General features: G+C 55.5%; 24 protein-coding genes. 9 read left to right on the top strand and 15 right to left on the bottom strand.

The genetic code is table 11. The features are described 5' to 3' along the window. Positions 1-94: 94 nt before the first annotated feature. Positions 95-1855 (top strand): D-lactate dehydrogenase, encoded by a 1761-nt coding sequence (dld, locus tag EH164_RS07685; RefSeq protein ID WP_124967823.1) that lies wholly within the window; start codon positions 95-97, stop codon positions 1853-1855. A 99-nt stretch (positions 1856-1954) separates the two neighbouring features. After that, complete coding sequence (locus EH164_RS07680) at positions 1955-2509, top strand: GNAT family N-acetyltransferase (RefSeq protein WP_023479793.1); 555 nt, start codon at positions 1955-1957, stop codon at positions 2507-2509. Here EH164_RS07680 and pbpG read toward each other — a convergent pair whose 3' ends face one another. Continuing rightward, positions 2510-3460, bottom strand: a complete 951-nt coding sequence (pbpG, locus tag EH164_RS07675) for a D-alanyl-D-alanine endopeptidase (RefSeq protein ID WP_094421032.1) — start codon at positions 3458-3460, stop codon at positions 2510-2512. Positions 3461-3632: 172 nt separating this feature from the next. Next, entirely contained in the window at positions 3633-4220 is a 588-nt protein-coding gene (locus EH164_RS07670) for a Yip1 family protein (RefSeq protein ID WP_094421034.1), read from the bottom strand. Positions 4221-4378: 158 nt separating this feature from the next. On the opposite strand from EH164_RS07670, the gene EH164_RS07665 reads away from it, so the two are divergent. Then, positions 4379-4963 (top strand): DedA family protein, encoded by a 585-nt coding sequence (locus EH164_RS07665; RefSeq protein ID WP_034813043.1) that lies wholly within the window; start codon positions 4379-4381, stop codon positions 4961-4963. Here the strand turns inward: EH164_RS07665 and EH164_RS07660 are convergent. Next, positions 4960-5733, bottom strand: coding sequence for an SDR family oxidoreductase (locus tag EH164_RS07660; protein ID WP_124967822.1), 774 nt, complete (start codon positions 5731-5733; stop codon positions 4960-4962). The genes EH164_RS07665 and EH164_RS07660 overlap by 4 nt on opposite strands. A gap of 88 nt (positions 5734-5821) precedes the next feature. On the opposite strand from EH164_RS07660, the gene yohP reads away from it, so the two are divergent. Then, positions 5822-5926 carry a small membrane protein YohP gene (yohP, locus tag EH164_RS22910; RefSeq protein WP_223284180.1) on the top strand — a complete coding sequence of 35 codons (105 nt, stop codon included), beginning with the start codon at positions 5822-5824 and terminating at the stop codon, positions 5924-5926. A gap of 309 nt (positions 5927-6235) precedes the next feature. Here yohP and EH164_RS07650 read toward each other — a convergent pair whose 3' ends face one another. Next, positions 6236-7192: an MBL fold metallo-hydrolase gene (locus EH164_RS07650; RefSeq protein WP_124967821.1), complete on the bottom strand. Its 957-nt coding sequence runs from the start codon at positions 7190-7192 to the stop codon at positions 6236-6238. Positions 7193-7264: 72 nt separating this feature from the next. On the opposite strand from EH164_RS07650, the gene EH164_RS07645 reads away from it, so the two are divergent. Continuing rightward, on the top strand, positions 7265-8179 hold the full coding sequence (locus EH164_RS07645) for a LysR family transcriptional regulator (RefSeq protein WP_042715922.1): 915 nt from the start codon (positions 7265-7267) through the stop codon (positions 8177-8179). A 16-nt stretch (positions 8180-8195) separates the two neighbouring features. Here the strand turns inward: EH164_RS07645 and EH164_RS07640 are convergent, their stop codons facing one another. From EH164_RS07640 to dusC, 6 genes are all read right to left on the bottom strand, one after another. Next, positions 8196-9587: a glycoside hydrolase family 1 protein gene (locus EH164_RS07640; RefSeq protein WP_124967820.1), complete on the bottom strand. Its 1392-nt coding sequence runs from the start codon at positions 9585-9587 to the stop codon at positions 8196-8198. 15 nt (positions 9588-9602) lie between these two features. Continuing rightward, on the bottom strand, positions 9603-11462 hold the full coding sequence (gene bglF, locus EH164_RS07635) for a PTS beta-glucoside transporter subunit IIABC (protein WP_124967819.1): 1860 nt from the start codon (positions 11460-11462) through the stop codon (positions 9603-9605). Between the two features lie 116 nt (positions 11463-11578). After that, positions 11579-12412, bottom strand: coding sequence for a transcriptional antiterminator BglG (gene bglG, locus EH164_RS07630; protein WP_124971347.1), 834 nt, complete (start codon positions 12410-12412; stop codon positions 11579-11581). Between the two features lie 56 nt (positions 12413-12468). Next, complete coding sequence (gene surE, locus EH164_RS07625; RefSeq protein WP_124967818.1) at positions 12469-13341, bottom strand: 5'/3'-nucleotidase SurE; 873 nt, start codon at positions 13339-13341, stop codon at positions 12469-12471. 11 nt (positions 13342-13352) lie between these two features. Then, positions 13353-14681, bottom strand: a complete 1329-nt coding sequence (locus tag EH164_RS07620) for an OprD family outer membrane porin (protein ID WP_124967817.1) — start codon at positions 14679-14681, stop codon at positions 13353-13355. Between the two features lie 328 nt (positions 14682-15009). Beyond that, positions 15010-15948 carry a tRNA dihydrouridine(16) synthase DusC gene (dusC, locus tag EH164_RS07615; protein ID WP_124967816.1) on the bottom strand — a complete coding sequence of 313 codons (939 nt, stop codon included), beginning with the start codon at positions 15946-15948 and terminating at the stop codon, positions 15010-15012. A gap of 231 nt (positions 15949-16179) precedes the next feature. Between dusC and EH164_RS07610 the strand changes: the two genes are divergently transcribed. From EH164_RS07610 to sanA, 4 genes are all read left to right on the top strand, one after another. Further along, positions 16180-16578, top strand: coding sequence for a CidA/LrgA family protein (locus tag EH164_RS07610; protein ID WP_054804179.1), 399 nt, complete (start codon positions 16180-16182; stop codon positions 16576-16578). After that, positions 16575-17270 (top strand): CidB/LrgB family autolysis modulator, encoded by a 696-nt coding sequence (locus tag EH164_RS07605; RefSeq protein ID WP_042715907.1) that lies wholly within the window; start codon positions 16575-16577, stop codon positions 17268-17270. The genes EH164_RS07610 and EH164_RS07605 overlap by 4 nt, the downstream gene beginning before the upstream one ends. A gap of 129 nt (positions 17271-17399) precedes the next feature. Further along, entirely contained in the window at positions 17400-18281 is an 882-nt protein-coding gene (gene cdd / locus EH164_RS07600) for a cytidine deaminase (protein WP_124967815.1), read from the top strand. 123 nt (positions 18282-18404) lie between these two features. Then, positions 18405-19118 (top strand): outer membrane permeability protein SanA, encoded by a 714-nt coding sequence (gene sanA, locus EH164_RS07595; RefSeq protein ID WP_124967814.1) that lies wholly within the window; start codon positions 18405-18407, stop codon positions 19116-19118. A gap of 9 nt (positions 19119-19127) precedes the next feature. On the opposite strand, the gene EH164_RS07590 is transcribed toward sanA, so the two are convergent. From EH164_RS07590 to mglB, 5 genes are all read right to left on the bottom strand, one after another. Then, entirely contained in the window at positions 19128-19577 is a 450-nt protein-coding gene (locus EH164_RS07590) for a hypothetical protein (RefSeq protein ID WP_241175038.1), read from the bottom strand. Positions 19578-19763: 186 nt separating this feature from the next. Next, positions 19764-20000: a bssS family protein gene (locus tag EH164_RS07585; protein WP_023479777.1), complete on the bottom strand. Its 237-nt coding sequence runs from the start codon at positions 19998-20000 to the stop codon at positions 19764-19766. 140 nt (positions 20001-20140) lie between these two features. After that, entirely contained in the window at positions 20141-21151 is a 1011-nt protein-coding gene (gene mglC, locus EH164_RS07580; RefSeq protein WP_023479719.1) for a galactose/methyl galactoside ABC transporter permease MglC, read from the bottom strand. A gap of 15 nt (positions 21152-21166) precedes the next feature. Continuing rightward, positions 21167-22687 (bottom strand): galactose/methyl galactoside ABC transporter ATP-binding protein MglA, encoded by a 1521-nt coding sequence (gene mglA / locus EH164_RS07575; RefSeq protein WP_124967813.1) that lies wholly within the window; start codon positions 22685-22687, stop codon positions 21167-21169. An 84-nt stretch (positions 22688-22771) separates the two neighbouring features. Continuing rightward, positions 22772-23770, bottom strand: coding sequence for a galactose/glucose ABC transporter substrate-binding protein MglB (gene mglB, locus EH164_RS07570; protein WP_023479914.1), 999 nt, complete (start codon positions 23768-23770; stop codon positions 22772-22774). Positions 23771-23883: the final 113 nt, after the last annotated feature.

Genomic DNA, 23883 nt, shown 5'->3' with positions numbered 1-23883 from the left:
CGGGCATCCTCTGGAGCTAACATTAGTAACGAAATATTCACAATATCATTCACGCAGCCTGCAACCGGCGTGAAGCAGAGCATCCTTTCTATTCATGCTTCGCCACAAGGAGTGGATCGTGACCCAGTCAAATAACACTTTTATTAACGAACTCAAACGATTAGTGGGTGCATCTCACCTGCTGACCGATCCGGCCAAAACCGCCCGCTACCGTAAAGGTTTCCGCTCCGGCCAGGGCGATGCGCTGGCGGTGGTCTTTCCCGGCACGCTGGTTGAATTATGGCGCGTTCTCAATGCCTGCGTGATTGCCGACAAAATTATTCTCATGCAGGCGGCGAATACCGGCCTGACGGAAGGCTCGACGCCGAACGGCAATGATTACGACCGCGATATCGTCATTATCAGCACCCTGCGCCTCGATAAACTGCACCTGCTGGATAACGGCGAGCAGGTGCTGGCCTACCCGGGCACCACGCTCTACTCGCTGGAAAAAGCCCTGAAACCGCTGGGACGCGAGCCGCACTCGGTGATTGGCTCCTCCTGCATCGGCGCGTCGGTGATTGGCGGCATCTGCAATAACTCTGGCGGTTCGCTGGTGCAGCGCGGCCCGGCCTACACCGAGATGTCGCTGTTTGCGCGCATTGACGATCAGGGCCGTCTGCAACTGGTCAATCATCTGGGCATTAAGCTTGGCGAAACGCCGGAACAGATCCTCGGCAAGCTGGATGACGATCGTATTCAACCCGGTGATGTGCTTCACGACCAGCGCCACGGCCACGATCATGATTACATCAACCGCGTGCGCGATGTGGAAGCCGAAACCCCGGCGCGTTATAACGCCGACCCCGATCGCCTGTTTGAATCCTCCGGCTGCGCGGGCAAGCTAGCGGTCTTCGCCGTGCGTCTCGACACCTTCCCGGCGGAAGCACGCCAGCAGGTGTTCTATATCGGCACCAACCAGACTGCGGTGTTAACGGAGATCCGCCGCCATATTCTGGCCAATTTCGACCATCTGCCGGTTGCCGGGGAGTACATGCACCGCGATATTTACGATATCGCCGAGCGCTACGGCAAAGACACCTTCCTGCTGATCGACAAACTCGGCACCGACAAGATGCCGCTCTTTTTCAACATTAAAGGGCGTACCGACGCGCTGCTCGATAAAGCGACGGTGTTTAAACCGCACTTTATCGACCGCTCATTGCAAAAGATCAGCGGTCTCTTCCCTTCGCATCTCCCCTCGCGCATGAAGGAGTGGCGCGATAAGTATGAGCACCATCTGCTGCTGAAGATGTCCGGCGGCGGCATTGATGAAGCGCAAAACTGGCTGAAGGCCTTTTTCGCTGACGCCGAAGGGGACTTCTTTGTCTGTACGCCGGAGGAAGGGAGCAAAGCGTTTCTGCACCGTTTCGCTGCCGCCGGAGCCGCGATCCGCTATCAGGCGGTGCATGCCGACGAAGTGGAGGATATTCTGGCGCTCGACATCGCCCTGCGCCGCAACGACACCGAGTGGTTTGAGCACTTGCCGCCAGAGATTGACAGCCAGCTGGTGCACAAGCTCTATTACGGCCACTTTATGTGCCACGTTTTCCATCAGGATTACATCGTTAAAAAAGGCGTCGATGTGCACGCTCTGAAGGAGCAGATGCTGGCCTTGCTGGCGCAGCGCGGCGCGCAATATCCCGCTGAGCATAATGTCGGTCACCTCTATGAAGCCCCGGAGACACTCAAACGTTTTTATCGGGAAAATGATCCGACTAACAGCATGAACCCCGGTATTGGTAAGACGAGTAAGCGCAAATTCTGGCAGGAGACCGCTACGGCAGAGCATCCCGCGGATCCGGCGATAAAGTAGCCCCGCGCCGTTTTGTGCTACGTGCGCCTTTCGTAATAGAGTAGCGACAGCGCCAGAGAATCCTCTCTCTGGCGCGTTGCGTTGAAAGGAGCGCGCCCGATGTCAGCTGTTGATATTCTCTCTGGTCCTGCGGTCGAGGTGCGCGACGCCCGCCCCGACGATGTACACGCCATTGCCTCCCTATACGCCTGGCACGTGCTGAATGGCCGCGCCTCGTTTGAAGAAGTGCCTCCCACCATTGATGAGATGCGCAGCCGCATGAGCAAGCTCGCCGCCGACGGTTTGCCGTGGCTGGTGGCGCTCTTTCACGGCGTGATTGTCGGCTACTGCTACGCCGGTCTCTATCGCCCGCGTCCGGCCTATCGCTACACCCTTGAAGAGTCGATTTATGTTGATGCCAGTATGACCGGGCGCGGCATCGGCTCTGCGCTGCTTGGCGCGCTGATTGCCCGCTGTGAAGAGGGGCCGTGGCGGCAGCTGATCGCAGTGATTGGCGACGGGCATAACAATGCCGGTTCGCTAAGAGTGCATAAAAAACATGGATTTGAAGTGGCCGGACAACTGCGCAGCGTCGGCTATAAGCAGGGAGACTGGCGGGATACGTTGATTATGCAGCGTCCACTCAACGACGGTGACTGGACGCTGCCGGAGTAATTAATCGTTCTGCGCGGTCAGTTCGCCCGCCGAGCCTGGCGGCGTTTGTGCCATCTGCGCCGCTTTCTGGCGCTTGTAGCTTAACGCGGCAGCGGGCACCGGCTGGGCTTTTCCGGTCTCAATCCAGGTACGCAGGCGGCTGGCATCGGCAAAATGGGTATATTTGCCAAAGGCATCCATCACTACCAGCGCCACCGGTTTGTTGCCAATCAGCGTGCGCATCACCAGGCAGTGGCCCGCAGCGTTGGTAAAGCCGGTTTTCGTCAGCTGAATATTCCAGTTATCGCGGTAGACCAGATGGTTGGTGTTGCGAAACGGCAGCGTATAGGCCGGATTGGCAAAGGTCGCCATCTCTTCACGCGTGGTGCTCAGCTGGCCAATCAGCGGGTACTGTTTGGTGGCGATCAGCAGCTTGCTTAAATCGCGGGCGGTGGAGACGTTCTGGATCGACAAGCCGGTCGGCTCGACGTAGCGCGTATGGGTCATGCCCAGCGCGCGCGCTTTGGCGTTCATCGCGGCGATAAAGGCTTTATAGCCGCCGGGATAGTGGTGCGCGAGGCTTGCGGCCGCGCGGTTCTCCGACGACATCAGCGCCAGCAGCAGCATATCTTTGCGGCTGATCTCGCTGTTCAGCCGCACGCGGGAGTAGATCCCTTTCATCTCTGGCGTCTGGCTGATATCGACTTTTAATTTTTCATCCAGCGGCAGACGCGCATCCAGCACCACCATCGCGGTCATCAACTTGGTAATAGACGCTATCGGGCGCACCAGATCGGGGTGGCTTGAGTAGATCACCTTATTGGTTTGCAGATCGACAATCATCGCGCTGCCGGAGGCGATTTCCGGCTGGGCTGCGGCAACCGCGACGGCTGTTTTTGCCTGCGCCATTGGCGCGAAGGGCGCACTCAGTGCAAGGGCCAGGCTTAAAAGAGAGACTCGAAATTTCTGCATGGTGAGGCTTCTGAAAATTATTCACGCGCGCTATAACGCACACCGCTTCTGTTCATGAGAGTTATAACAGGGCTGGCTCTGGCATAATAGCCGCCGCGCAGGGTTGCCGCCAGAGAAGAATCGTTGCGAGAAATTGCGTTGCCAGCAGGGTGTGCCAGCAACGCCGGGAGAGTTAAAACAGGCGGTAGCCATAACCCCAAAGGATCACCGTCAGCGCCAGCAGGATCTCAAGCAGCAGCACGCCGATGGCAAGCGTTGAACTGGAGAAGTTCAGCCCCTCTTCCTTGTTGATGTTAAGGAAGGTCGGAATGCCGACATAGAGCAGATAGCCGGTGTAAAAGAGCGCGACGGTGCCGACCAGCGCGCAGAGCCACACTAGCGGATAGAGGGCGACAATGCCGCTGAGAAACATCGGGGTTGCGATATAACCGGCAAACACCATGCAGCGCGCCAGCGACGGACGCTGCGGATAGTTACGCGCCATCCACCAGATAACGCGCCCCATCACTGCGACGCCCGCCAGCATCAGGCCATAAAAGAGAATTGCCAGGTAGAAACCGGTAGATAAGGACAGAGGCACGACAACATTCTCGCCGAAGCTCCAGCCAAACTGCGTGGTACCAATAAATGCACAGATTACGGGAATGGCCGCCATGATAAGCACATGGTGGGTGTAGTGGTGCGAAACGGTCTCGTTTTCGCGTTTGATCACCTGCATTTCACGATCGGGATGGGACAGGAGTCCCCAGACATGGTTCATAACGCCCCCTCACTGAAAGCCCGAACATCGAGCTGTAAGTATACGTCACTTTTATGATTATTTTTTGTACAGCAGAAAAAAGCCGAAATGATTGAACGCAGCGCAAAGCCGGATGCAGGTATATGCTTAAAGACGTTTTACAGGAGGATGTAATGACACTGGATATCAATCAGCTTATTAGCCAGTATGGCTACGCCGCGCTGCTGGTCGGCAGCCTCGCCGAAGGCGAAACCATCACCCTGCTTGGCGGTGTGGCGGTGCATCAGGGATTGCTGCGCTTTCCGCTGGTGGTGCTCGCGGTCGCCCTTGGCGGCATTATTGGCGATCAGCTGCTCTACTTTGTTGGCCGCCGCTATGGCGTTAAAATTTTGCGCCGCTTTACCCGCTACCGCGGCAAGATCCATCAGGCGCAGGCGCTTATTCGCCGTCACCCCTATCTGTTCGTGATTGGTACACGCTTTATGTATGGCTTTCGTATTATCGGGCCGATATTGATTGGTACCAGCCATTTAAAACCGAAAATCTTTCTGCCGCTGAATATCTTAGGCGCGTTTATCTGGGCGCTGATCTTCACCACGCTGGGCTATGTTGGCGGGGAAGTGATTACGCCGTGGCTGGAGTCCTTCGATCAGCATGCGAAGCGCTGGATCTGGGTGGTTATTGCCATTGCGCTGGTCTTCTGCCTGCGGTGGTGGTTTCGCCACCGCAGGAAAAAACGTGAAGAGAATCCGGGCGATAACTAAGCTTTTTGCGGTTTAAACTGCGGGTTTGCCAGCATAAAGCCGCCATCAATGATAAACGACTGCCCGGTGGTGTAGCTGGCATCATCGGCGCAGAGCCAGGCGACCATGCTGGCGATCTCCCGCGTTGTGCCCGGGCGCGCCAGCGGGATGTTCGGCATCGAGCCGGGTTTGGCATCGTCATCACTCATATTGTTCATCGGCGTGGCGATGGCACCGGGCGCAACGGCATTGACCAGAATATTGTGCGGCACCAGCTCCAGCGCCATTGATTTAGTCAGGCCACCAAGCGCATGTTTTGCCGCGGTATAGGCAGTCGCTTCCGGCAGCGGCGTGTGCTCGTGAACGGAAGTGATATTGACAATGCGCCCGCCCTGCCCCTGCTTCACCATATGACGCGCGGCGATCTGCGAGCAGAGAAACGCGCCGTCGACATCGACGGTGAAGATGCTGCGCCAGTCTTCAAAGGTGAGGTCGAGAAATGGCGCTTTGCTCATCGCACCGGCGTTATTGACCAGCGCGTCGATACGCCCGAAGCGGGCAATGAGCGTTTCAATCGCCTGTGCGCCCTCCGGCAGATGGCTGAGATCGAGCTGGATGGTCTCAGCCCGGCGGCCAAAGGCCTGCACTTTTTGCGCCGTCTCCTGCGCGCCGCGCTCATCCGAGTGCCAGGTAATGCCAATATCAAATCCCCGCTCTGCCAGCATCAGCGCGCTCTGCTTGCCGATGCCCGAGTCTGCGGCGGTGACGATTGCTACTTTGTTTGCCGACATGCGCTTCTCTCCGATTATTTAATAAGCAGTTAAGTATAGAAAAAAGGCGCAATGTTGAGAGATTGACTAGGCTTGCTGTAACTAACACATGAGAAGGAAGACGAAAATGATGAAATTTTTACTTTGGGCGATCCTGATTATTTTCCTGATTGGCCTGCTGGTGGTAACCGGCGTCTTTAAGATGATTTTCTAAGACCCCTGCCGGATGGCGGCTTCAGCGGGATGACTCGGGCGTTGTAGGCCTGATAAGCGAAGCGCCATCAGGCATTGCGATATTGCCGGATGGCGGCGAAGCCTTATCCGGCCTGGGAGATCCAGGCCCGGTGCGCGTTTACGTCACCGGGCTTTTTGCCGGATAAAACGCATGATGATGCGGGGGTTGTAGGCCTGATAAGCGAAGCGCCATCAGGCATTGCGACATTGCCGGACGGCGGCGAAGCCTTATCCGGCCTGGGAAATTGAGGCCCGGTGCGCGTTAATGCCACCGGGCCTTTTGCAAATGTTACTCGCCCTTCGCGCTGTAATTGATCGGCACCCAGCGATAACCGTTCCCGGCTTTTATCACTTTGCCAATCCCCGGGAAGGCGATATGCGCTGCCGCCACCCAGTCACCTTCACGCGCCACCTCCGCCAGCACCTTCTCGCGCGTCGCCACCGCCTGCTTGCGATCGACGTCAAAATGGATTGCCACTTTGGGATCGGGCAACTGCACCGGCTGAGCGTGAATAATGTCCCCCCACAGCATCACGGTTTTTCCGCCGTGGGTGACGCGATAAATCACGCTGCCCGGCGTATGGCCTGCCGCAGGGATCGCCTCAATGCCGGGAAGGATCGCTGTTGGCGCATGGAAAGTGCTTAGCTTACCGGCATCGATTACCGGGCGCAGCGAACGTTCCGATTCGGCGAAGGTGTGACGCTGCCCCTCCTCCACCTCCGACGCCCGCTTCGGATTGAGCCACAGATCGACATCGCGCTGGTCGACGCGCACGGTGGCATTCGGGAACGCTGGTTTGCCATCACGCTGCACGCCACCGGAGTGGTCGCCATGAATATGGGTCAGCAGCACCAGGTCAATGGCGGCAGGATCGATCCCCGCAGCGCGCAGATTCTCCGGCAGATGCCCGCCCGCATCGCCCATCAGCGCTCCGGCACCGGTATCAACCAGAATCAGCTGCTTACCGGTGTTAATCACAAAGGCGTTGATGGAAGTTTCGGCCTGCACTGCCATATTGGCCTGCGCCATCTGTGTCTCTAAGCGTTGCGGCGTAATATTGATCAGCAGCTTATCCAGCGGCACCTTAACCGTCCCATCCGAAACGGCGGTGAGTTGCCAGTCGCCCAGCGCCATTCGGTAGTAGCCCGGTGCTTGTGCCTGCTGAGTGGAAAGCGGCGTGGCGATAGCGTGTTGCATAGTCAGACCGGCGGCAGAGAGCGCCAGCAGTAGCGGATAATATTTCATTCTTTCTCTCCTCTTTTGCATTGCGCCAGTATGCTGCGCCCGCTACTATCACTCCAATTGATTGGAGCAATAATGACTATCAAAGAGAATGATTTCCGCAAGATCGATCTGAACCTGCTGATCGCCTTTGCCGTGCTTTACCGCGAGCAGAGCGTCTCTGCGGCGGCGGATAAGCTGCATCTGGGGCAGCCAGCGGTGAGCGGCGTGCTGTCGCGCCTGCGTACGCTGTTTGACGATCCGCTGTTTATCCGCAGCGGTCACAAAATGCAGCCCACCGCCCGCGCCAGCGAACTGCACAGCGAACTGCTGCCGCTGCTGGAGCAGTTGCAGAGCGCGCTGTTTCAACAGGCGGCGTTCGATGCGCAAACCGCAAAGGCGACGCTGACGCTGGGCATGGCGGACTGGGTTGAGATATGGCTGATGCCGAAGCTGATTCCGGCGCTGATGCAGCATGCGCCCGGCATCCGCCTGAACGTGGTGGCAAGCGATCCCTTCAGCGATGCCACACGGCTTGAGGGTGGCGAAATGGATATGGCGGTCAGCGTCGCGGTTGGCGGGCCACGCTGGCTGGAGCGCGAAGTGTTAACCACCATGCCGTTTGCTACGCTCTGGCATCCGCAGCAATTAACGCTCAGCGCACCGCTGGATGTGGAGACTTTTGCCGCGCAGCGACACTTGATGGTCAGCTATCGCGAAGCGAGCAGTAGCCATTTTGATACCCTGCTGGCAAAACGCGGCTATCAACGGCAGATCCACTACACCACGCCGCACTTCGCCGCGCTGCCAGGTTTGCTGGAGACGATGCCCGCGCTGGCAACAGTGCCCGCCGGGCTGGCGGATGAGTGGCAGCGCACCCGTGGATTGATGCGCAGCCCGTTACCGCTCGACGCGGAGCCGATTGAAGTGGCCATGCTCTGGCATCAGCGCCACAGCAGCGATCCGGCGGTGATGTGGCTCAAAACCTTTATCGCTGCGCTTATCGTCTGACGCTCTGCCAGGGCCTTTACTTCAGGCTCGCGCCGTTACTGGCGATCACGTCGCGATACCAGAAGAAGCTCTTCTTGCGGCTGCGCGCCAGCGTGCCGCTGCCATCATCTTCGCGATCAACGTAGATAAAACCGTAGCGCTTGGAGATTTCCGCTTTCGAGGCGCTCACCAGATCGATAGGCCCCCAGCTGGTGTAGCCCAGCATCTCGACGCCATCCTCAATCGCTTCGCGTACCTGCAGCAGATGGTCATTCATATACGCAATGCGGTAATCATCATTAATGCTGCCATCCGCCTCGACCTTATCTTTCGCGCCCAGCCCATTCTCGACAATAAACAGCGGCTTCTGCCAGCGATCCCACATCACATTCAGCAACGTGCGCAGGCCAAGCGGATCGATCTGCCAGCCCCACTCGGAGCTCGGCAGGTGCGGGTTGGGCACCATGCTAAGAATATTGCCGCGCAACTTCTCGTTCAGCGCTTCATCGGCGGTGACGCAGCCGCTCATGTAGTAGCTAAAGGAGATGAAATCGACCGTGGTGCGCAGCGCCTCGCGATCCTCCTCGGTGATCTCAATCTCAATGCCGTTATCGCGGAAGTAGCGCAGCATATAGCCGGGATAGGCCCCGCGGCACTGCACGTCACCAAAGAAGGCCCAGCTACGGTTCTGCTGCAATGTCTCAAACACATCTTCCGGTTTACAGCTGAGCGGATACATCAGCCCGCCAAGCAGCATATTGCCGATTTTGGCATCCGGGATAATTTCATGGCACGCTTTAACCACCAGCGCGCTCGCCACCAGCTGATGGTGAATCGCCTGGTAGACTTCCGCTTTGCTGCTGCTGTTGGGCAACCCGACGCCGGTCATCGGCGCATGAAGCGACATATTGATCTCATTGAAGGTGAGCCACAGCTTCACTTTCGTCTGGTAGCGGGTAAAAACCGTGCGGGCATAGTGCTCAAAGCAGCGGATCGTCTCCCGGCTGCCCCAGCCGCCGTAGCCTTTTACCAGCCCCCATGGCATTTCGTAGTGGGATAAGGTCACCAGCGGCGTGATGCCGTGCTCCACAAGCTCATCAAACAAATTGTCATAAAAGGCCAGCCCTGCTTCATTCGGCGTGCTCTCATCACCGTTCGGGAAGATACGCGTCCAGGCGATGGAGACACGCAGGCAGTTAAAGCCCATTTCGGCAAACAGGGCGACATCTTCCGGGTAGCGGTGGTAGAAGTCGATCGCCACATCCTTCAGCGCACTGTCGCCCTCTTTGCGCTCAACAAGCTCGCCAAAGACGCCGTTCGGCTGCATATCGGATGTCGAAGGGCCTTTGCCATCTTCCTGCCACGCGCCTTCAACCTGATTGGCGGCAATGGCACCGCCCCATAAAAATCCCGCTGGAAATGTTTTCATTCTCTACTCCTTTAATTAAACGGCTACCGCCAGAAGCGGCTTCCCGGCCTGAACAGAAGTGGATGCCACGTTATTTACACCGGCAAAATTGTCGCTGTTGCTGATGATGATGGGCGTGGCGAGATCGAAGCCGGCTTCGAGGATCGCGGCACGATCGAATTCGAGCAGCAGATCGCCCGGCTGTACTTTGTCGCCAACGCTGACATGCGCGGTGAAGGGTTTACCCTCCAGCTTGACGGTATCGATACCGACATGGATCAGCATCTCTACTCCGCTGTCGCTGAGTAACCCAATCGCATGTTTGGTTTCAAACAGCGAGGCAACCTCCCCGGCAAACGGCGCGACCACCCGGCAGTCCACCGGAATAATCGCCACGCCATCCCCCAGCACACCGCTGGCGAAGGTGGCATCCGTCACCTGATCCAGCGCCAGTACGCTGCCGCTCATCGGTGCCAGCAGCGTCATCCCATCAGCATCCGGTTTTGGCGCGGGAGCTGCTACGGCTGCAGGCGCTTTCGGCAGCCCGGCAATGCAGGTCAGCAGTAATGCCAGCATAAAGGATGCCGCGCTGCCGACAATGCCGCCCCACAAGGTGGCATCAATGCCGCCGGGCGGGATCATCTGTGCGAAGGAGAAAACGTTCGCCATGCCGAAGGAGTAGGTGTGCGTGCCGCTAAAACCGACAATCGCTCCGCCAAGTGAACCGCCCAGGCAACCAAAAATAAACGGACGGCGCAGCGGCAGGGTTAAGCCATAGACCGCCGGTTCAGTAATGCCGAAAACACCCGCTGCCACGGCGGAACCTGCCAATGTTTTTTGCTGCTTGTCGCGGCTGCGCAGGAAAATACCCAGCGTAGCGCCCACCTGTCCAAGCACCGCAGGCAGCAGGATTGGCAGCATTGAGTCCTGACCGAAGACGGCCATGTTGTTGATCATCAGCGGCACTAATCCCCAGTGCAGACCGAATATCACGCACACCTGCCACATGGCCCCCATCGCGCCACCGGCAAGCCACGGAGAGAGGGTATAGATGGCCTGATAACCATTCGCCAGACCCTGGCTTAGCCAGGTGGCGACCGGGCCGATAATCAAAAAAGTGAGGGGTACAGTGACGGCAATGCAGAGCACCGGCGAGAAGAAGTTTTTCACGGCTGAGTGCAAAAAGCGGTTGCCCTGCTTTTCCAGCCAGCAGCTGACCCATGAGGCGAGAATAATCGGGATCACCGAGCCGCTGTAGTTGAGGAAAGTGACCGGAATGCCGAGAAAGGTTTCGCTCGCCGCCCCGCTCATTTGCGCAGCGTCAAAGGCGGCGATCATCAGCGGATGAGTTAACGCTCCGCCAATTGCCATAGTGATGAAGGGGTTGCCGCCAAATTTTTTCCCGGCGGTATAACCCAGCACCAGCGGGAAGAAAAAGAAGAGCGCGTCGCTGGCAGCGAACCAGATTTTATAGGTGCCGCTCTCTGGCGACAGCCAGTTACAGACAACCGCCAGCGCCAGGACACCTTTCAGGATGCCGGACGCAGCCAGGATGCCGATAAAAGGGGTGAAAATGCCTGAAATGATGTCGATCAGGCGGCTAAAGAGCGAACTTTTGTCGTCGCTTGCGACAACCGCCGTATCCTCCTTTAGCCCGGCCGCATCGCATACCGCCAGCCAGACATCGTGCACATCGTTGCCGATCACCACCTGAAACTGTCCGCCGCTCTCCACCACCATAATGATGCCAGGCTGCTTTTTTAGCCCGTCGGCATTGGCCTTCTGCATCTCTTTGAGTTTAAAGCGTAACCGCGTAGCGCAATGCACCACGCTGCTGATGTTCTCCTTGCCGCCAACGTGGCTGAGAATGACGTTCGCCAGCGTTTGATAATCCATGCTTGTGTCCTTACCTCTTGTGTCTGAGTAAAAAAAAACCTGAGCCACGTCACCTTACGGCGACGGACTCAGGTTTTGCCTGCACACGTTAATGCAGTAACAACCCATAGGTGCAGTTAGCGCTGCTCTTTCCTCACGCGCTCGATATGGAGCGCGAGAAACATTGTCTCTTCGTTGGTCAACCGCCGCTGATAGGTCGTTGCCAGATGAAGCGCCACTTTCTCGGCGCACTTCCACGCCAGCGGGTAGTTATCTTTTACCGCCTGATGGAGGCTGAGATCGTCATCATCCACCACCGTCCTGTTCAGCATGCGCTGGGAGAAGAACTTCAGATGGGTAACAAAACGCTGATAGCTCAGCCCCTCTTCGTCATACTCCAGCTTTAACTGATACTGCACGATATGCAGGATCTCCTGCATCGCACGGGTGATGTGCATCACCTCCGGCATCGCGCTGTTTAGCTGTGCCGTCACCAGATGCAGCGCAATAAAGCCCGCTTCATCTTCCGGCAGCGACACGCCGAGCCGCCTGGCAATGATCTCTCGCGCCTCATGCCCGAGCGCGAACTCCTTCGGGTAGAGGCGCTTGATCTCCCACAGCAATCCATTGCGGATAAGCAGACCTTTTTTCTGCCGCTCGATGGCGAAGTAACAGTGATCGGTGAGCGTGATATAGAGGCTCTCCTGCAACTTCCCCAGCCGATCGCTGGCCAGCGCGATAATGCGATCGCAGGTGGTCATTACCTCCAGCGGGATCTGGTTAAGCAGTTCGCCCAGGCGGCGCACCAGATCGTCGCTTTGCAGCGCGAAGACCTTTTCGATCGCGCCCTCGTCGAGCCGATCGCCGGGACGCTTCTGAAAGGCAATGCCGCGCCCCATCACCACCTGCTCACGCTGCTGCTCGTCCAGCACCACTGCAACGTTATTATTTAATATTTTGGCGATACGCATGCCGCCCGCCGGAACCAGACCGGAAGAGAAACCTGCCTCGCCGATATGTGACACCATCAGCGGAACAGAGCCTGGTACTGGGCCTCATACTGCGGCGCATTCCACTGGCCATCGAACACCGTCAGGGTGATATAGCCTTTGTTGAGCCAGCCAGTATCGGTGTCTGATTCGTTCGGCATCATGATCTTTTCACTGATGACCTGCTGCGCACGCCCATCTTCCAGCAGCACATAGCTGTGCTGTGCTTCCGGGAAGGCCTCGTTGCCAATAAATTTCTCCCCCTTCACCGCGCTTTTCGCCAGCGGAGGATAGTTGATGCTCAGGCCGGATCCGGCTGGCAGCAGCGGCTGGCCAGCCTGGCGTTTGGCCTGCAGTTTATCGACCAGCGAGACCACATAATCGACAGAGTCCGGCCAGTATTTATGCGTGCTCGGCCAGCCCGCTTTTTGCTCCTCTGCTGTAAACAGGTAGCCGATGCTGGCGGCAATCGCCGGGTAGCCGTAGCGCACGGCACGTACCGCTGCGCCTACGGTGCCGGAGTTAAGCTGGGTCACGCCGGTGTTCGGGCCATCGTTAACACCGGAAATGACCAGGTCCGGCGGGTTCTCTTTCAGAATACCGAGCAGGCCGAAATCGATGGCATCCGCAGGCGTGCCGGGGAAGCAGTAGCGTTTTTCCGCCACCTTTTTCACATCGAAGATTTTGTTGGGTTTGAAGGTGATCGCCGAGCCAATCCCGCTCTGATTGGTGGCGGGTGCCACCATCCAGACATCAAAGCCTTTGGCGGCCAGTTTTTCCTGTAAGGAGATGGTACCGATGGAGTCGCAGCCGTCGTCGTTGACCAGTAAGATACGCGTTGCGCGTTCAGCCGCATGAGCGCCGGTGGAGGCGAGTGCGGTGAGTAAAAGTGCCAGTAACGTTCTATTCACGGTGAAGCTCCTTATTGATTATGCAGACCAAATTTGTATTCCATAGTGATGCCGCCGCCGAGGCCATGTGAGCGGTGGAAATCGCGCTTGTCGTCCGTCAGCCAGGGTTTGCCTTTCACCAGTTTCCAGCTGTAGCTCGGGCCAAAGCCCGCAAACAGCGATAAACCAGAGACGGATTTCGGTACCCAGGCAATAAAGCCGCCGTATTCCCACTGCGTTAATTTAACGCCCTGATATTTCGCCCCAAAACCATAATTAGCAAAAATACCTGTAGTCAATTCCGGCGAGAGAACATATTTACCGTACCAATAAATCATCTGCTCATTATCATTGACGTAATCATTACCTTCGCCATCCGCCGGGCTATTGAATGCGCCACGGGTATTTTTACCCATATGCCAATAAAAGTGACCCAGGCCATTATCTAACGGCGCTTTTGTTTTTGACCAGGCGACACCTGACTCCATTGCGTAATATTGATAGCCCACCAGCGCGAAAATATGTTGCGCACTATGCGTAAACCCGCGAGCACCTTCCCACTCTGCCAGCCCGCGATTGTAATACCAGGCGCTGCGTAATAAAAGCGACTCTTTTTCGGCCAGCGGAAATGAAAATTGCGCTTCTATTCCCTGCCGTAAAAGATAATTATCACTTTCGCCTGCCAGCCAGGTTAGACGTGTATTTTTATCAGGACTCCAGCTTATATCACCGGTAACAATGTGATCGATGGGCTTATTAGTTTTTAAGGTATAAAAGCGGCGCTTTTCCGGTTCGTCACGTTCTGAAAAACGGGTGACCCAGGCGGCGCGGGCTGAAAGATCGCCCAGGCCGCTCTCAAGGCTCACTCCCTGCCAGGAGCTTGGCGCGGCCCGGCTACGCGTGACGCTGAGCGCGCCGAACTTATAAAGCTGCTTCCAGCCCGCGTAGAGCCTGGCGTAAGCGTGCTCATCCTCCCATTTGAGCTTTGCGTAAAGCTGTCCAACTTTGTTGAAGCCTTCCGCATGACCGTTGTCATCGCGCAGCAGATCGCGCCCGGCAAAGTCTTTATTGGCATAGAGCTTGACCACGCTATACCAGGAGGCATCGATACCAATAGCATCGAGGAACCAGCCGCTCTGATAATCCAGCAGCGCGCCCTGCGCCCACGCATTCTGGTCACCAATACCGGCTTCTGAGAGCTGGTTATTAGTACTTAACATCCAGACATTTTTTAACGTGACATCGAACTTACTATTTTCAATAAAACCCTGAGTGTTGGGCAGTTCACTATTAGCAAAAGCGCAAGTGCCGCTAATACCTGACAGGAACGCCAAAGGTAAGGCGAATTTAATATGTGCCATTTTTATTCCGTTTTTATATTGCTGGCCGCAACTGCCGCGTTAAAAAAAATGCTAACGCGTAAGGCTCAGGCAATTCCTTATAGTTATTTGCTTTACAGCTTTTATTTATGCACACCATCAAAACAAAAAAACCCAAACCCGAAATTCACAAGCGGTGAATTTGATGGTTTAGGTTTTGCCTGTTTAACAGTAACAACCCTGCGATGGTGTGGGTAAATAAATACCATCTCACCTGGAAATAATCTATGAGCAATTTAGGTAAGAGCGTAAAAGTGTGACTCAGATAACGCTACGAATTGAGTCAATAACATCGTAGCGTTACATGCCTCTATATTTCAGCGCGGGCAATCGCCGCCGCAATTTCCTGAGAGGTTTTGTAGGTGCGAATTTCCGCAAATAGCTCGCTGGCTTCGGCGTACTCTTTACGCAGGTAGCCCAGCCACTGTTTAATGCGCGCGACGTGATACAAACCGGTATCACCCTGCTTCTCAAGCCGGCTGTATTTCGCCAGCAGCGCAACCACTTCAGGCCAGGGCATACGCGGCTCGTTATATTTCACTACCCGGCTGAGGTTTGGCACATTGAGCGCGCCACGGCCAATCATCACCGCATCGCAGCCGGTCGCCGCCATGCACGCCTGCGCGCTCTGCCAGTCCCAGATTTCACCGTTGGCGATAACCGGAATCGACAGGCGCTGGCGGATCTCACCGATTGCCTGCCAGTTAATGCGCTCGGCTTTATAGCCATCCTCTTTCGTGCGGCCATGCACCGTCAGTTCGCTGGCACCCGCCTGCTCTACCGCATCGGCAATTTCAAACTGGCGGGCGGAGTTCTCCCAGCCAAGACGAATTTTCACCGTGACCGGCAGATGCGACGGCACCGCTTCACGCATCGCTTTCGCACCGCGATAGATCAGCTCCGGATCTTTGAGTAATGTCGCCCCGCCGCCGCTGCCGTTGACCAGTTTCGACGGGCAACCGCAGTTCAGATCAACCCCCCACGAGCCAAGTTCAACCGCGCGGGCGGCATTTTCCGCCAGCCACTCTGGATATTGACCCAACAGCTGAATGCGCACTAATGTGCCGGAGGAGGTGCGGCTCTGGCGCTGCAATTCCGGGCAGATTTTATGGAAGGATTTTACCGGCAGCAGCTGATCGACCACGCGCAGAAACTCGGTGATACAGAGATCATAATCATTGACGTCAGTCAGCAGCTCGCGCACCAGAGAATCGAGCACGCCCTCCATTGGAGCCAGTAATACACGCATAAATCACCCCGAAAAAATGAGGCGACATAGTAGCCGCTCTCCGGTAGCGAGGAAAGTGCCATTATCATCGAGCGCTGAAGGCTTCGCGCCCCTTTTTTTCACACTCTGGCTGGTTTGGACACATAATTTAACCAAATGGAATGTCTGGTATGCTCAAAATTCATGATGTGATCGGTAGCACGTTTTTAGCTTAAATTGTATGATGAATGCGTTTCAGCAAGGATTTCCACCATGAATAAATCACTGATAATCATCTGGCAGTACCTGCGAGCCTTCGCACTCATCTATGCCTGCTTATATGCCGGTATTTTTGTCGCCTCACTGCTGCCGATCGCCATTCCGGGCAGCATTATTGGCATGCTGATTATGTTTGTCCTGCTGGCGCTGCAAATCCTGCCGGCGAAGTGGGTCAATCCCGGCTGTTTTCTGCTGATTCGCTACATGGCGCTGCTGTTTGTGCCTATCGGCGTTGGCGTCATGCAGTATTACGACGTGCTGCGCGCACAGTTCGGCCCGATTGTGGTCTCCTGCGCGGTGAGCACGCTGGTGGTCTTTTTGGTGGTGAGCTGGAGTACCCATCTGGTACACGGCGAGCGTAAAGTGGCCGGTCGTGAGGAAACAAAAGAGTGATGGCCTATATCTGGTGGTCCCTGCCGTTAACGCTGGCGGTCTTTTTCGCCGCCCGCAAACTGGCCGCGCGCTTTAAGCTGGCGCTGCTCAACCCTTTACTTATCGCGATGGTGGTGATCATACCGCTGCTGTTGCTGACCGGTACGCCCTACGATCACTACTTCCAGGGCAGTAAAGTGCTCAACGATCTGCTGCAACCCGCAGTCGTCGCGCTGGCGTTTCCTCTTTATGAACAGCTGCACCAGATCCGCGCGCGCTGGAAATCGATTATCACCATCTGCTTTATCGGCAGCCTGGTGGCGATGATCAGCGGAACGCTTATCGCACTATTAATGGGAGCGACGCCCGAGATTGCCGCCTCGATATTACCGAAATCCGTCACTACGCCGATTGCGATGGCAGTAGGCGGCAGCATTGGCGGCATTCCGGCAATCAGCGCGGTGTGCGTGATTTTTGTCGGCGTGCTTGGCGCGGTCTTTGGGCACACCTTGCTGAACCTGATGGGCATCAAGACCAAATCGGCACGCGGGCTGGCAATGGGTACCGCCTCGCACGCGCTGGGCACCGCGCGTAGCGCGGAACTGGATTACCAGGAGGGGGCTTTCAGCTCGCTGGCGCTGGTGATCTGCGGGATTATCACCTCGCTTATCGCGCCGTTCCTCTTTCCGCTATTGATCGCGCTGTGGGGTTAAAATTTGCGATGTGTCGCGCAATTCTTTAATGCGTTTCATTTGTTGCATAAACATTGTGATTTGAGTCACATATAAAAGCGAAGCAGGCCCGTACACTGTCTCTCCAATACACTGCTATGAGGCACTGCTATGCATTCTCGTTTTCACACTGCTTTTTCCGGCCTGCCGGGTGAACTTCAGACCGCGCTGGCGCCTCTGCTGGCGGATGAACACTTCCCCGCTATGCTGAGCGCGGAGCAGGTGGCAACGTTGCAAAGCGCGACCCAGCTGGATGCCGATGCACTGGCCTTCGCGCTGCTGCCCCTCGCTGCCGCCTGCGCGCGCACGGATCTCTCCCATTTCAATGTCGGCGCGATTGCCCGCGGCGTCAGCGGCAGCTGGTATTTCGGCGCCAATATGGAGTTTATCGGTGCCACCATGCAGCAGACGGTGCATGCCGAGCAGAGCGCCATCAGCCACGCCTGGCTGCGCGGTGAGACCGCACTGGAATCGGTGACCGTCAACTACACGCCGTGCGGCCACTGCCGGCAGTTTATGAATGAACTCAACAGCGGGCTTTCGCTGCGCATTAACCTGCCAGGCCGCGCGCCGCATACGCTCGGTGATTACCTGCCGGATGCCTTTGGGCCGAAAGATCTGGAGATTAAAACCCTGCTGATGGACGCCCAGGATCACGGTTTCGCCCCGCACGGCGATGCGCTGACCCAGGCCGCGATTGCCGCAGCCAGCCAGAGCCACTCCCCTTATACTCACTCCCCTTCCGGCGTTGCCCTGCTCTGCCGCGACGGGCAGATCTTCAGCGGACGTTATGCGGAGAACGCGGCGTTTAACCCGACGCTGCCGCCGTTACAGGGCGCGCTTAATTTGCTCAGCCTGAGCGGATTCGACTACCCGGATATTACGCGCGCTGTGCTGGCGGAACGCGCTGACGCGCCCTTAACGCAGTGGGATGCAACAACGGCAACGCTGCGTGCGTTAGGTTGCGAAGCGGTTGAGCGCGTAACGCTATGATGCGCATCACTGCGGTTAAGGCCGCAGTGATGAAAAACAGCGCGATTGAGCTGCCGTTTCTTGCGCTTGCGGTGTGGGTAAAGTAGCCTGAGTGCAATTTCAATCCCTTACCGAGCCTGCTTCATGTTAAAGCGTGTTTTTTACAGCCTGATAGTCCTGATTGGTCTGCTGGTGTTAACCGCGCTGAGTCTCGATCGCTGGATGAGCTGGAAAACCGCCCCCTATATCTACGACGACCTGCAGGATCTCCCCTGGCGTCAGGTCGGCGTGGTGCTTGGCACTGCCAAATATTACCGCACTGGTGTGATCAACCAATATTACCGCTACCGCATTCAGGGTGCCCTTAACGCCTATAACAGCGGCAAGGTGAACTACCTGCTGTTGAGCGGTGATAACGCACAACAGAGCTATAACGAGCCGGTGACGATGCGCAAAGATCTGATCGCCGGCGGCGTTGATCCTGCGGATATCGTGCTCGATTACGCCGGTTTCCGCACCCTGGACTCGATTGTCCGCACCCGCAAGGTGTTCGACACCAATGACTTCATTATCATCACCCAGCGTTTCCACTGTGAACGCGCGCTGTTTATCGCCCGCCACTTAGGCATTCAGGCGCAGTGCTACGCCGTGCCGTCGCCTAAAGATATGTGGAGCGTGCGGGCGCGCGAATTTGGCGCCCGGCTCGGGACGATTGCAGATCTCTATCTGTTTAAACGTGAACCCCGCTTCCTTGGGCCTCTGGTGCCGATCCCTGCGATGCATGAAGTGCCGGAGGATGCTCAGGGCTATCCGGCAGTCACGGCCGAGCAGTTAGTTGATATGCAAAAAAAGAAGTAGCAGAGCGGATTAATTGAAGGGCACCGTACGGCCACTGCTTTTCGCCGGGCGGACAAGCGTGAAATCACGGGCAAGAAATCCCTGGTGATCGATTACGGCGGAGGCATTCCGCTCCAGCGTCCATGTGCCGTTTAGCGCATTAAACTGCATCACCTTCTCCCCTTCCGGCGTCTCCACCAGATAGTCACCCGTTTTCAGATAGCCTGCGCTGCAGGTGATCCGTGCCGGCGGGTTGTTAGCCATTCTGTACTCGATCTTGCGAAACCCGGTCTGCACCGAGCAGAAGTAGAAAAACGGCAATGACGTGACGGTGAGATCGCCGATTACAGCAATCACTTCGCCATCACGAAGCAGTTCAACATTTTTTAAAACGAAATTCACCTGACTGGTTTTTTCATGCGGTGCGTGGTCAACTCTAAAAAAAACAAAATTCATAAGCGCCCCTTGAGCTGCAATCACAACTCTCAAAGATTGTCCTTTAAGCGTATGTAGCCGCTGCGATGAAGGCCTTCAGAATCCCCTTAAATTTGATCGGTTCTTCAATAAGATGCGCGCAGAGCGGGATTTTAAAAGCACAAACAAGGCACACGACAACGCAGCGCAAGCTGCATGACACGTGCCTTTGCGGAGGTAAAAAGGGGAAACTCAGGCGACTTTTTCGTGCTCGATTTCATGCTCCGTCAGGCTGCGCTGCAAATCGTAGATCAGGCTGCGCACCATATCGGGAGTTAAGCTGAAAAACTGCGAGTCAAAAGTCGATGCACCCGGGCCATAAGGCGAAGTGCTGTAACCAAATTTCACAACGATGCTCTGCTGCTTGTCTACCGCGCCCACTTGCCATCCAGTGACGGGGAATGCCGGAAAAGCGAATTCATTCTTCATCCTAATCTCCTTATAAATGTTGGGACTTAATAAAGCGTAGCAGCGACGCGGGATTTCTCCATGTTGAATAGATGAAGTTTTCTAATGGCAGAGCAATAAAAAAGCCCGCACAGGGCGGGCTTGAGAGCGGAGCAGAAGGATTACTTCTTGCGCGCGTATTTCAGGGAGTCCAGCGCCACGGCGAAGATGATGATCCCGCCCTTGATGATGTACTGCCAGTAAGGGTTGATGCCGATATAGGTCAGACCATAGTTGATAACGGTAAAGATGATCACACCGGTCACCACGCCCAGCACGGTACCGACACCGCCGCTGAAGGAGACGCCGCCCACCACGCACGCGGCAATCGCATCGAGCTCATACATAAAGCCGAGGTTGTTGGTCGCCGAGCCGATACGGCCCGCTTCCAGCAGCCCGCCGAAGGCGTAGAAGACGCCGGAGAGGGCATAGATCATCAGCAGGTTCAGCGCGACGTTCACACCAGACACTTTTGCCGCTTCCGGGTTGCCGCCGATAGCGAAAATGTTCTTACCGAAGCGGGTTTTGTTCCACAGCACCCAGACAAACGCCACGGCGATCAGCGCGTAGAAGGTGATGTAAGAGAGGCGGAAGCTGCCGAGCGCAATAAAGCCCTGGGTAAAGGTGGAGAAGCCGCTGTCGAAGCCGGAGATCGGCGACGCGCCGACAAAGTCGTAATAGAGGGAGTTGATACCGTACACGATAATCATCGTGCCCAGCGTGGTGATAAACGGCGTCACATTCAGGTAAGCGATGATAATACCGTTGATCAGGCCGATAATCGCGCCGATAACACAGACGATCAGCACCACCACGATAATCGGCATCGTCGCCATCTCCGGGAACACTTTGTTGGCGTTCTCCATCGATTGCAGCAGCGTTGCCGCCACCACTGCCGCCAGCCCGACCTGACGTCCGGCAGAGAGGTCGGTGCCCTGGGTAACAATCAGGCCCGCGACGCCGAGTGCGATAATAATACGCACTGAAGACTGGGTCAGAATATTACTTAAGTTCAGCAGGCTTAAGAACGTAGGGTCCTGGAAAATAATAATGGCCAGCAACACTAAAAGAACGACGTAAATACCGCCATCTTTCAGATAAGTGAGAAAAGTCTTTTTATTTAACGCACTCATGAGGAGCCCCTGATCTTAAAGGTGCAAAGACGCAAGACGGAGAATTTCGTTTTGCGTTGTCGTTTTAGTATCAACAATTCCAGCGACGAGGCCATTGCTCATTACCAGAATACGGTCAGTGATGCCTAACAACTCAGGCATTTCAGAGGAGATAATAATGATCCCCTTCTCTCTTTTCGCCAGCTCAGCAATCAGCTGATAAATTTCAAACTTCGCACCCACGTCAATACCGCGCGTCGGTTCATCAAGCATCAAAATTTCCGGCTGGGTTAATAACCAGCGTCCAATAATCACTTTCTGCTGATTACCGCCGGAGAGCGAACCAATTTGCGTACGGTGGCCAGGGGTTTTTACGCGCATTGAGTCAATTACCCATTGGGTATCGCTCTTCATGCGGCTGTTATCCAGTAAGCCCACTTTGTTACGGTAGTTCTGAATATTGGAGATTAATGAGTTAAATCCAATATCCAGATAAGCATAAATACCAGTCGAGCGACGCTCTTCGGTGACCAGGGCGAAGCCGTTATTAATGGCTTCGTTGGCGGTATGGTTATTAATCGCTTTACCGTGCAGCTTAATAGTGCCGCCCGATTTTTCACGGATACCAAACAGCGTCTCCACGATATCGGTACGCTTCGCGCCCACCAGCCCGGCAATCCCGAGAATTTCGCCCTTGCGCAGATCAAAGCTCACATCACGAATCGACGGCTGACGCAGGGAGGTGAGATTACGCACCTCCAGAATGGTCTCGCCCGGCGTGTTGTGCTTGTCCGGGAAGCGCTGGTTCAGGGAGCGGCCGACCATCATGGCAATGATCTTATCCATATCCAGCCCTTCCAGCGGCTGGGTGGCGATCCACTGCCCGTCGCGCAGAACGGTAATTTCATCGCACAGCTGGAATATCTCTTCCATCTTGTGCGAGATATAAACTATGCCGCAGCCACGCTCTTTCAGCTTGCGGATAATTTTAAACAGATGGTTGACCTCTTTTTCGGTCAGCGACGACGTCGGCTCATCCATAATGACGATTTTGGCGTCATAGGAGAATGCTTTCGCAATTTCGATCATCTGCATCTGGGAAACGGATAATGTCCCGACACGCGCACGGGGATCGATATCAATATCCAGCTCATCAAAGATGGATTTCGTGTCGTGGTACATCTTATCCTGATCGACAAACACGCCTTTGGTCGGGTAACGCCCGAGCCACATGTTATCCATCACCGAACGCTGTAATACCAGGTTCAACTCCTGGTGCACCATCGAAATACCGTTTTCCAGCGCTTCTTTAGCGGAGTGGAAATCGATCTCTTTACCCTGAAATAGAATGCTGCCGGAATCTTTTTGGTAGATCCCAAAAAGGCATTTTAATAATGTCGATTTACCCGCACCGTTTTCACCCATCAATGCATGAATAGAGTGAGGACGGACTTTTAAATTGACATTATCGAGCGCCTTTACGCCGGGAAAGGACTTGTTGATATTGCTCATTTCCAACAAGAATTCACCTGACGACTGAGTATTATTGCTGACCATAATTCTACCTTGTTGGCCTGGCATATCATTTTTATAAAAGGGCGTATTAAACAATACGCCCAGTGAGAACGGTCGAACTGAATCTTATTTACCGGTAATTTGCGCCAGGTTGTCTTTATCAACACCGACGTAAGGAATACGGACAATCTTGTTCTCAATTTTCCAGGTGGTGCCATCTGCCGCGCCTTTGCCATCAGCAAGGTTTTTCGCCAGATCGAAGGTCGCTTTCGCCTGGTTGTTGGCATCGTTCAGCACGGTACCGGCCATCGCGCCCGATTTCACCAGCGCCAGTGCTTCTGGCAGTGCATCGACGCCAAATACCGGAATCGCGGATTTGTTGTGGGCTTTCAGCGCTTCAACCGCACCCATTGCCATCGCATCGTTGTTGGCGATCACCACTTCGATTTTGTTGGCGTTCGGGCCAGAGAGCCACGCGTCCATTTTGTCTTTCGCCTGGGCGGTGTCCCACATTGCAGTATCTAATGCCAGCTGCTGAGTTTTGATGCCTTTATCGTTCAGCTCTTTAATCACGTAGGTGGTACGCGCTTCGGCATCCGGGTGGCCCGGCTCGCCTTTCAGGAGCACGAACTGAATCTGACCATCTTTGTTCAGATCCCAGCCTGGGTTTGCCGCCCAGTGTTTGGCAATCAGGTCGCCCTGAATCACGCCGGACTCTTTGGAGTCGGTGCCGACGTAGTAAGCTTTGTCATAGCTATCCAGCGCTTTGCGGGAAGGCTCTTTGTTGAAGAAGACGATAGGCACATTCTGGCCGCGCGCTTTCTCGATCACCGTGCCCGCCGCAGCCGGGTCAACCAGGTTGATGGCGAGGGCTTTAACCCCTTTTGCCAGCAGGACGTCGATCTGATCATTCTGTTTGGATTGGTCGTTCTGGGAGTCGTTCATCAGCAGCTGCACATCCGGTGCTGCTTTACCGTCTTTCTCAATCGCCTTACGCACAACGGACATGAAGTTGTCGTCATATTTATAGATGGTCACACCAATACGGGTATCCGCTGCGTGTGCGGCTGCGCCAAACAGCATGCTTGCCATGACAGCAGACAGAGTCAACACCTTCTTATTCATGGTATCTCCGGTTTTATTATATGCAGGGTAGTGCTTGTGAATAATGCTCGGCGGGTCAGTATGTTAAGAAGAGGTTACTGACACCCGACGTCCACGCTAAAAAAATTCAATCG

Origin of the sequence: Kosakonia sp. CCTCC M2018092, assembly GCF_003864115.1 — a bacterium.
Lineage (GTDB): Bacteria > Pseudomonadota > Gammaproteobacteria > Enterobacterales > Enterobacteriaceae > Kosakonia > Kosakonia cowanii.
Note: the sequence above shows the minus strand (reverse complement) of the source record. Positions and strands in the feature narration are given on the sequence as shown.

Coding starts and splice junctions, on each gene's coding strand:
- bglG (WP_124971347.1), bottom strand. CDS start 12,412: ATGCGTATCGCCAAAATATTAAATAATAACGTTGCAGTGGTGCTGGAC.
- mglA (WP_124967813.1), bottom strand. CDS start 22,687: ATGGTCAGCAATAATACTCAGTCGTCAGGTGAATTCTTGTTGGAAATG.
- dusC (WP_124967816.1), bottom strand. CDS start 15,948: ATGCGTGTATTACTGGCTCCAATGGAGGGCGTGCTCGATTCTCTGGTG.
- mglC (WP_023479719.1), bottom strand. CDS start 21,151: ATGAGTGCGTTAAATAAAAAGACTTTTCTCACTTATCTGAAAGATGGC.
- EH164_RS07585 (WP_023479777.1), bottom strand. CDS start 20,000: ATGAAGAATGAATTCGCTTTTCCGGCATTCCCCGTCACTGGATGGCAA.
- EH164_RS07610 (WP_054804179.1), top strand. CDS start 16,180: ATGAATAAATCACTGATAATCATCTGGCAGTACCTGCGAGCCTTCGCA.
- cdd (WP_124967815.1), top strand. CDS start 17,400: ATGCATTCTCGTTTTCACACTGCTTTTTCCGGCCTGCCGGGTGAACTT.
- EH164_RS07620 (WP_124967817.1), bottom strand. CDS start 14,681: ATGGCACATATTAAATTCGCCTTACCTTTGGCGTTCCTGTCAGGTATT.
- bglF (WP_124967819.1), bottom strand. CDS start 11,462: ATGGATTATCAAACGCTGGCGAACGTCATTCTCAGCCACGTTGGCGGC.
- sanA (WP_124967814.1), top strand. CDS start 18,405: ATGTTAAAGCGTGTTTTTTACAGCCTGATAGTCCTGATTGGTCTGCTG.
- EH164_RS07670 (WP_094421034.1), bottom strand. CDS start 4,220: ATGAACCATGTCTGGGGACTCCTGTCCCATCCCGATCGTGAAATGCAG.
- EH164_RS07640 (WP_124967820.1), bottom strand. CDS start 9,587: ATGAAAACATTTCCAGCGGGATTTTTATGGGGCGGTGCCATTGCCGCC.
- EH164_RS07650 (WP_124967821.1), bottom strand. CDS start 7,192: ATGAAATATTATCCGCTACTGCTGGCGCTCTCTGCCGCCGGTCTGACT.
- dld (WP_124967823.1), top strand. CDS start 95: ATGCTTCGCCACAAGGAGTGGATCGTGACCCAGTCAAATAACACTTTT.
- yohP (WP_223284180.1), top strand. CDS start 5,822: ATGAGAAGGAAGACGAAAATGATGAAATTTTTACTTTGGGCGATCCTG.
- mglB (WP_023479914.1), bottom strand. CDS start 23,770: ATGAATAAGAAGGTGTTGACTCTGTCTGCTGTCATGGCAAGCATGCTG.
- EH164_RS07660 (WP_124967822.1), bottom strand. CDS start 5,733: ATGTCGGCAAACAAAGTAGCAATCGTCACCGCCGCAGACTCGGGCATC.
- EH164_RS07680 (WP_023479793.1), top strand. CDS start 1,955: ATGTCAGCTGTTGATATTCTCTCTGGTCCTGCGGTCGAGGTGCGCGAC.
- pbpG (WP_094421032.1), bottom strand. CDS start 3,460: ATGCAGAAATTTCGAGTCTCTCTTTTAAGCCTGGCCCTTGCACTGAGT.
- EH164_RS07645 (WP_042715922.1), top strand. CDS start 7,265: ATGACTATCAAAGAGAATGATTTCCGCAAGATCGATCTGAACCTGCTG.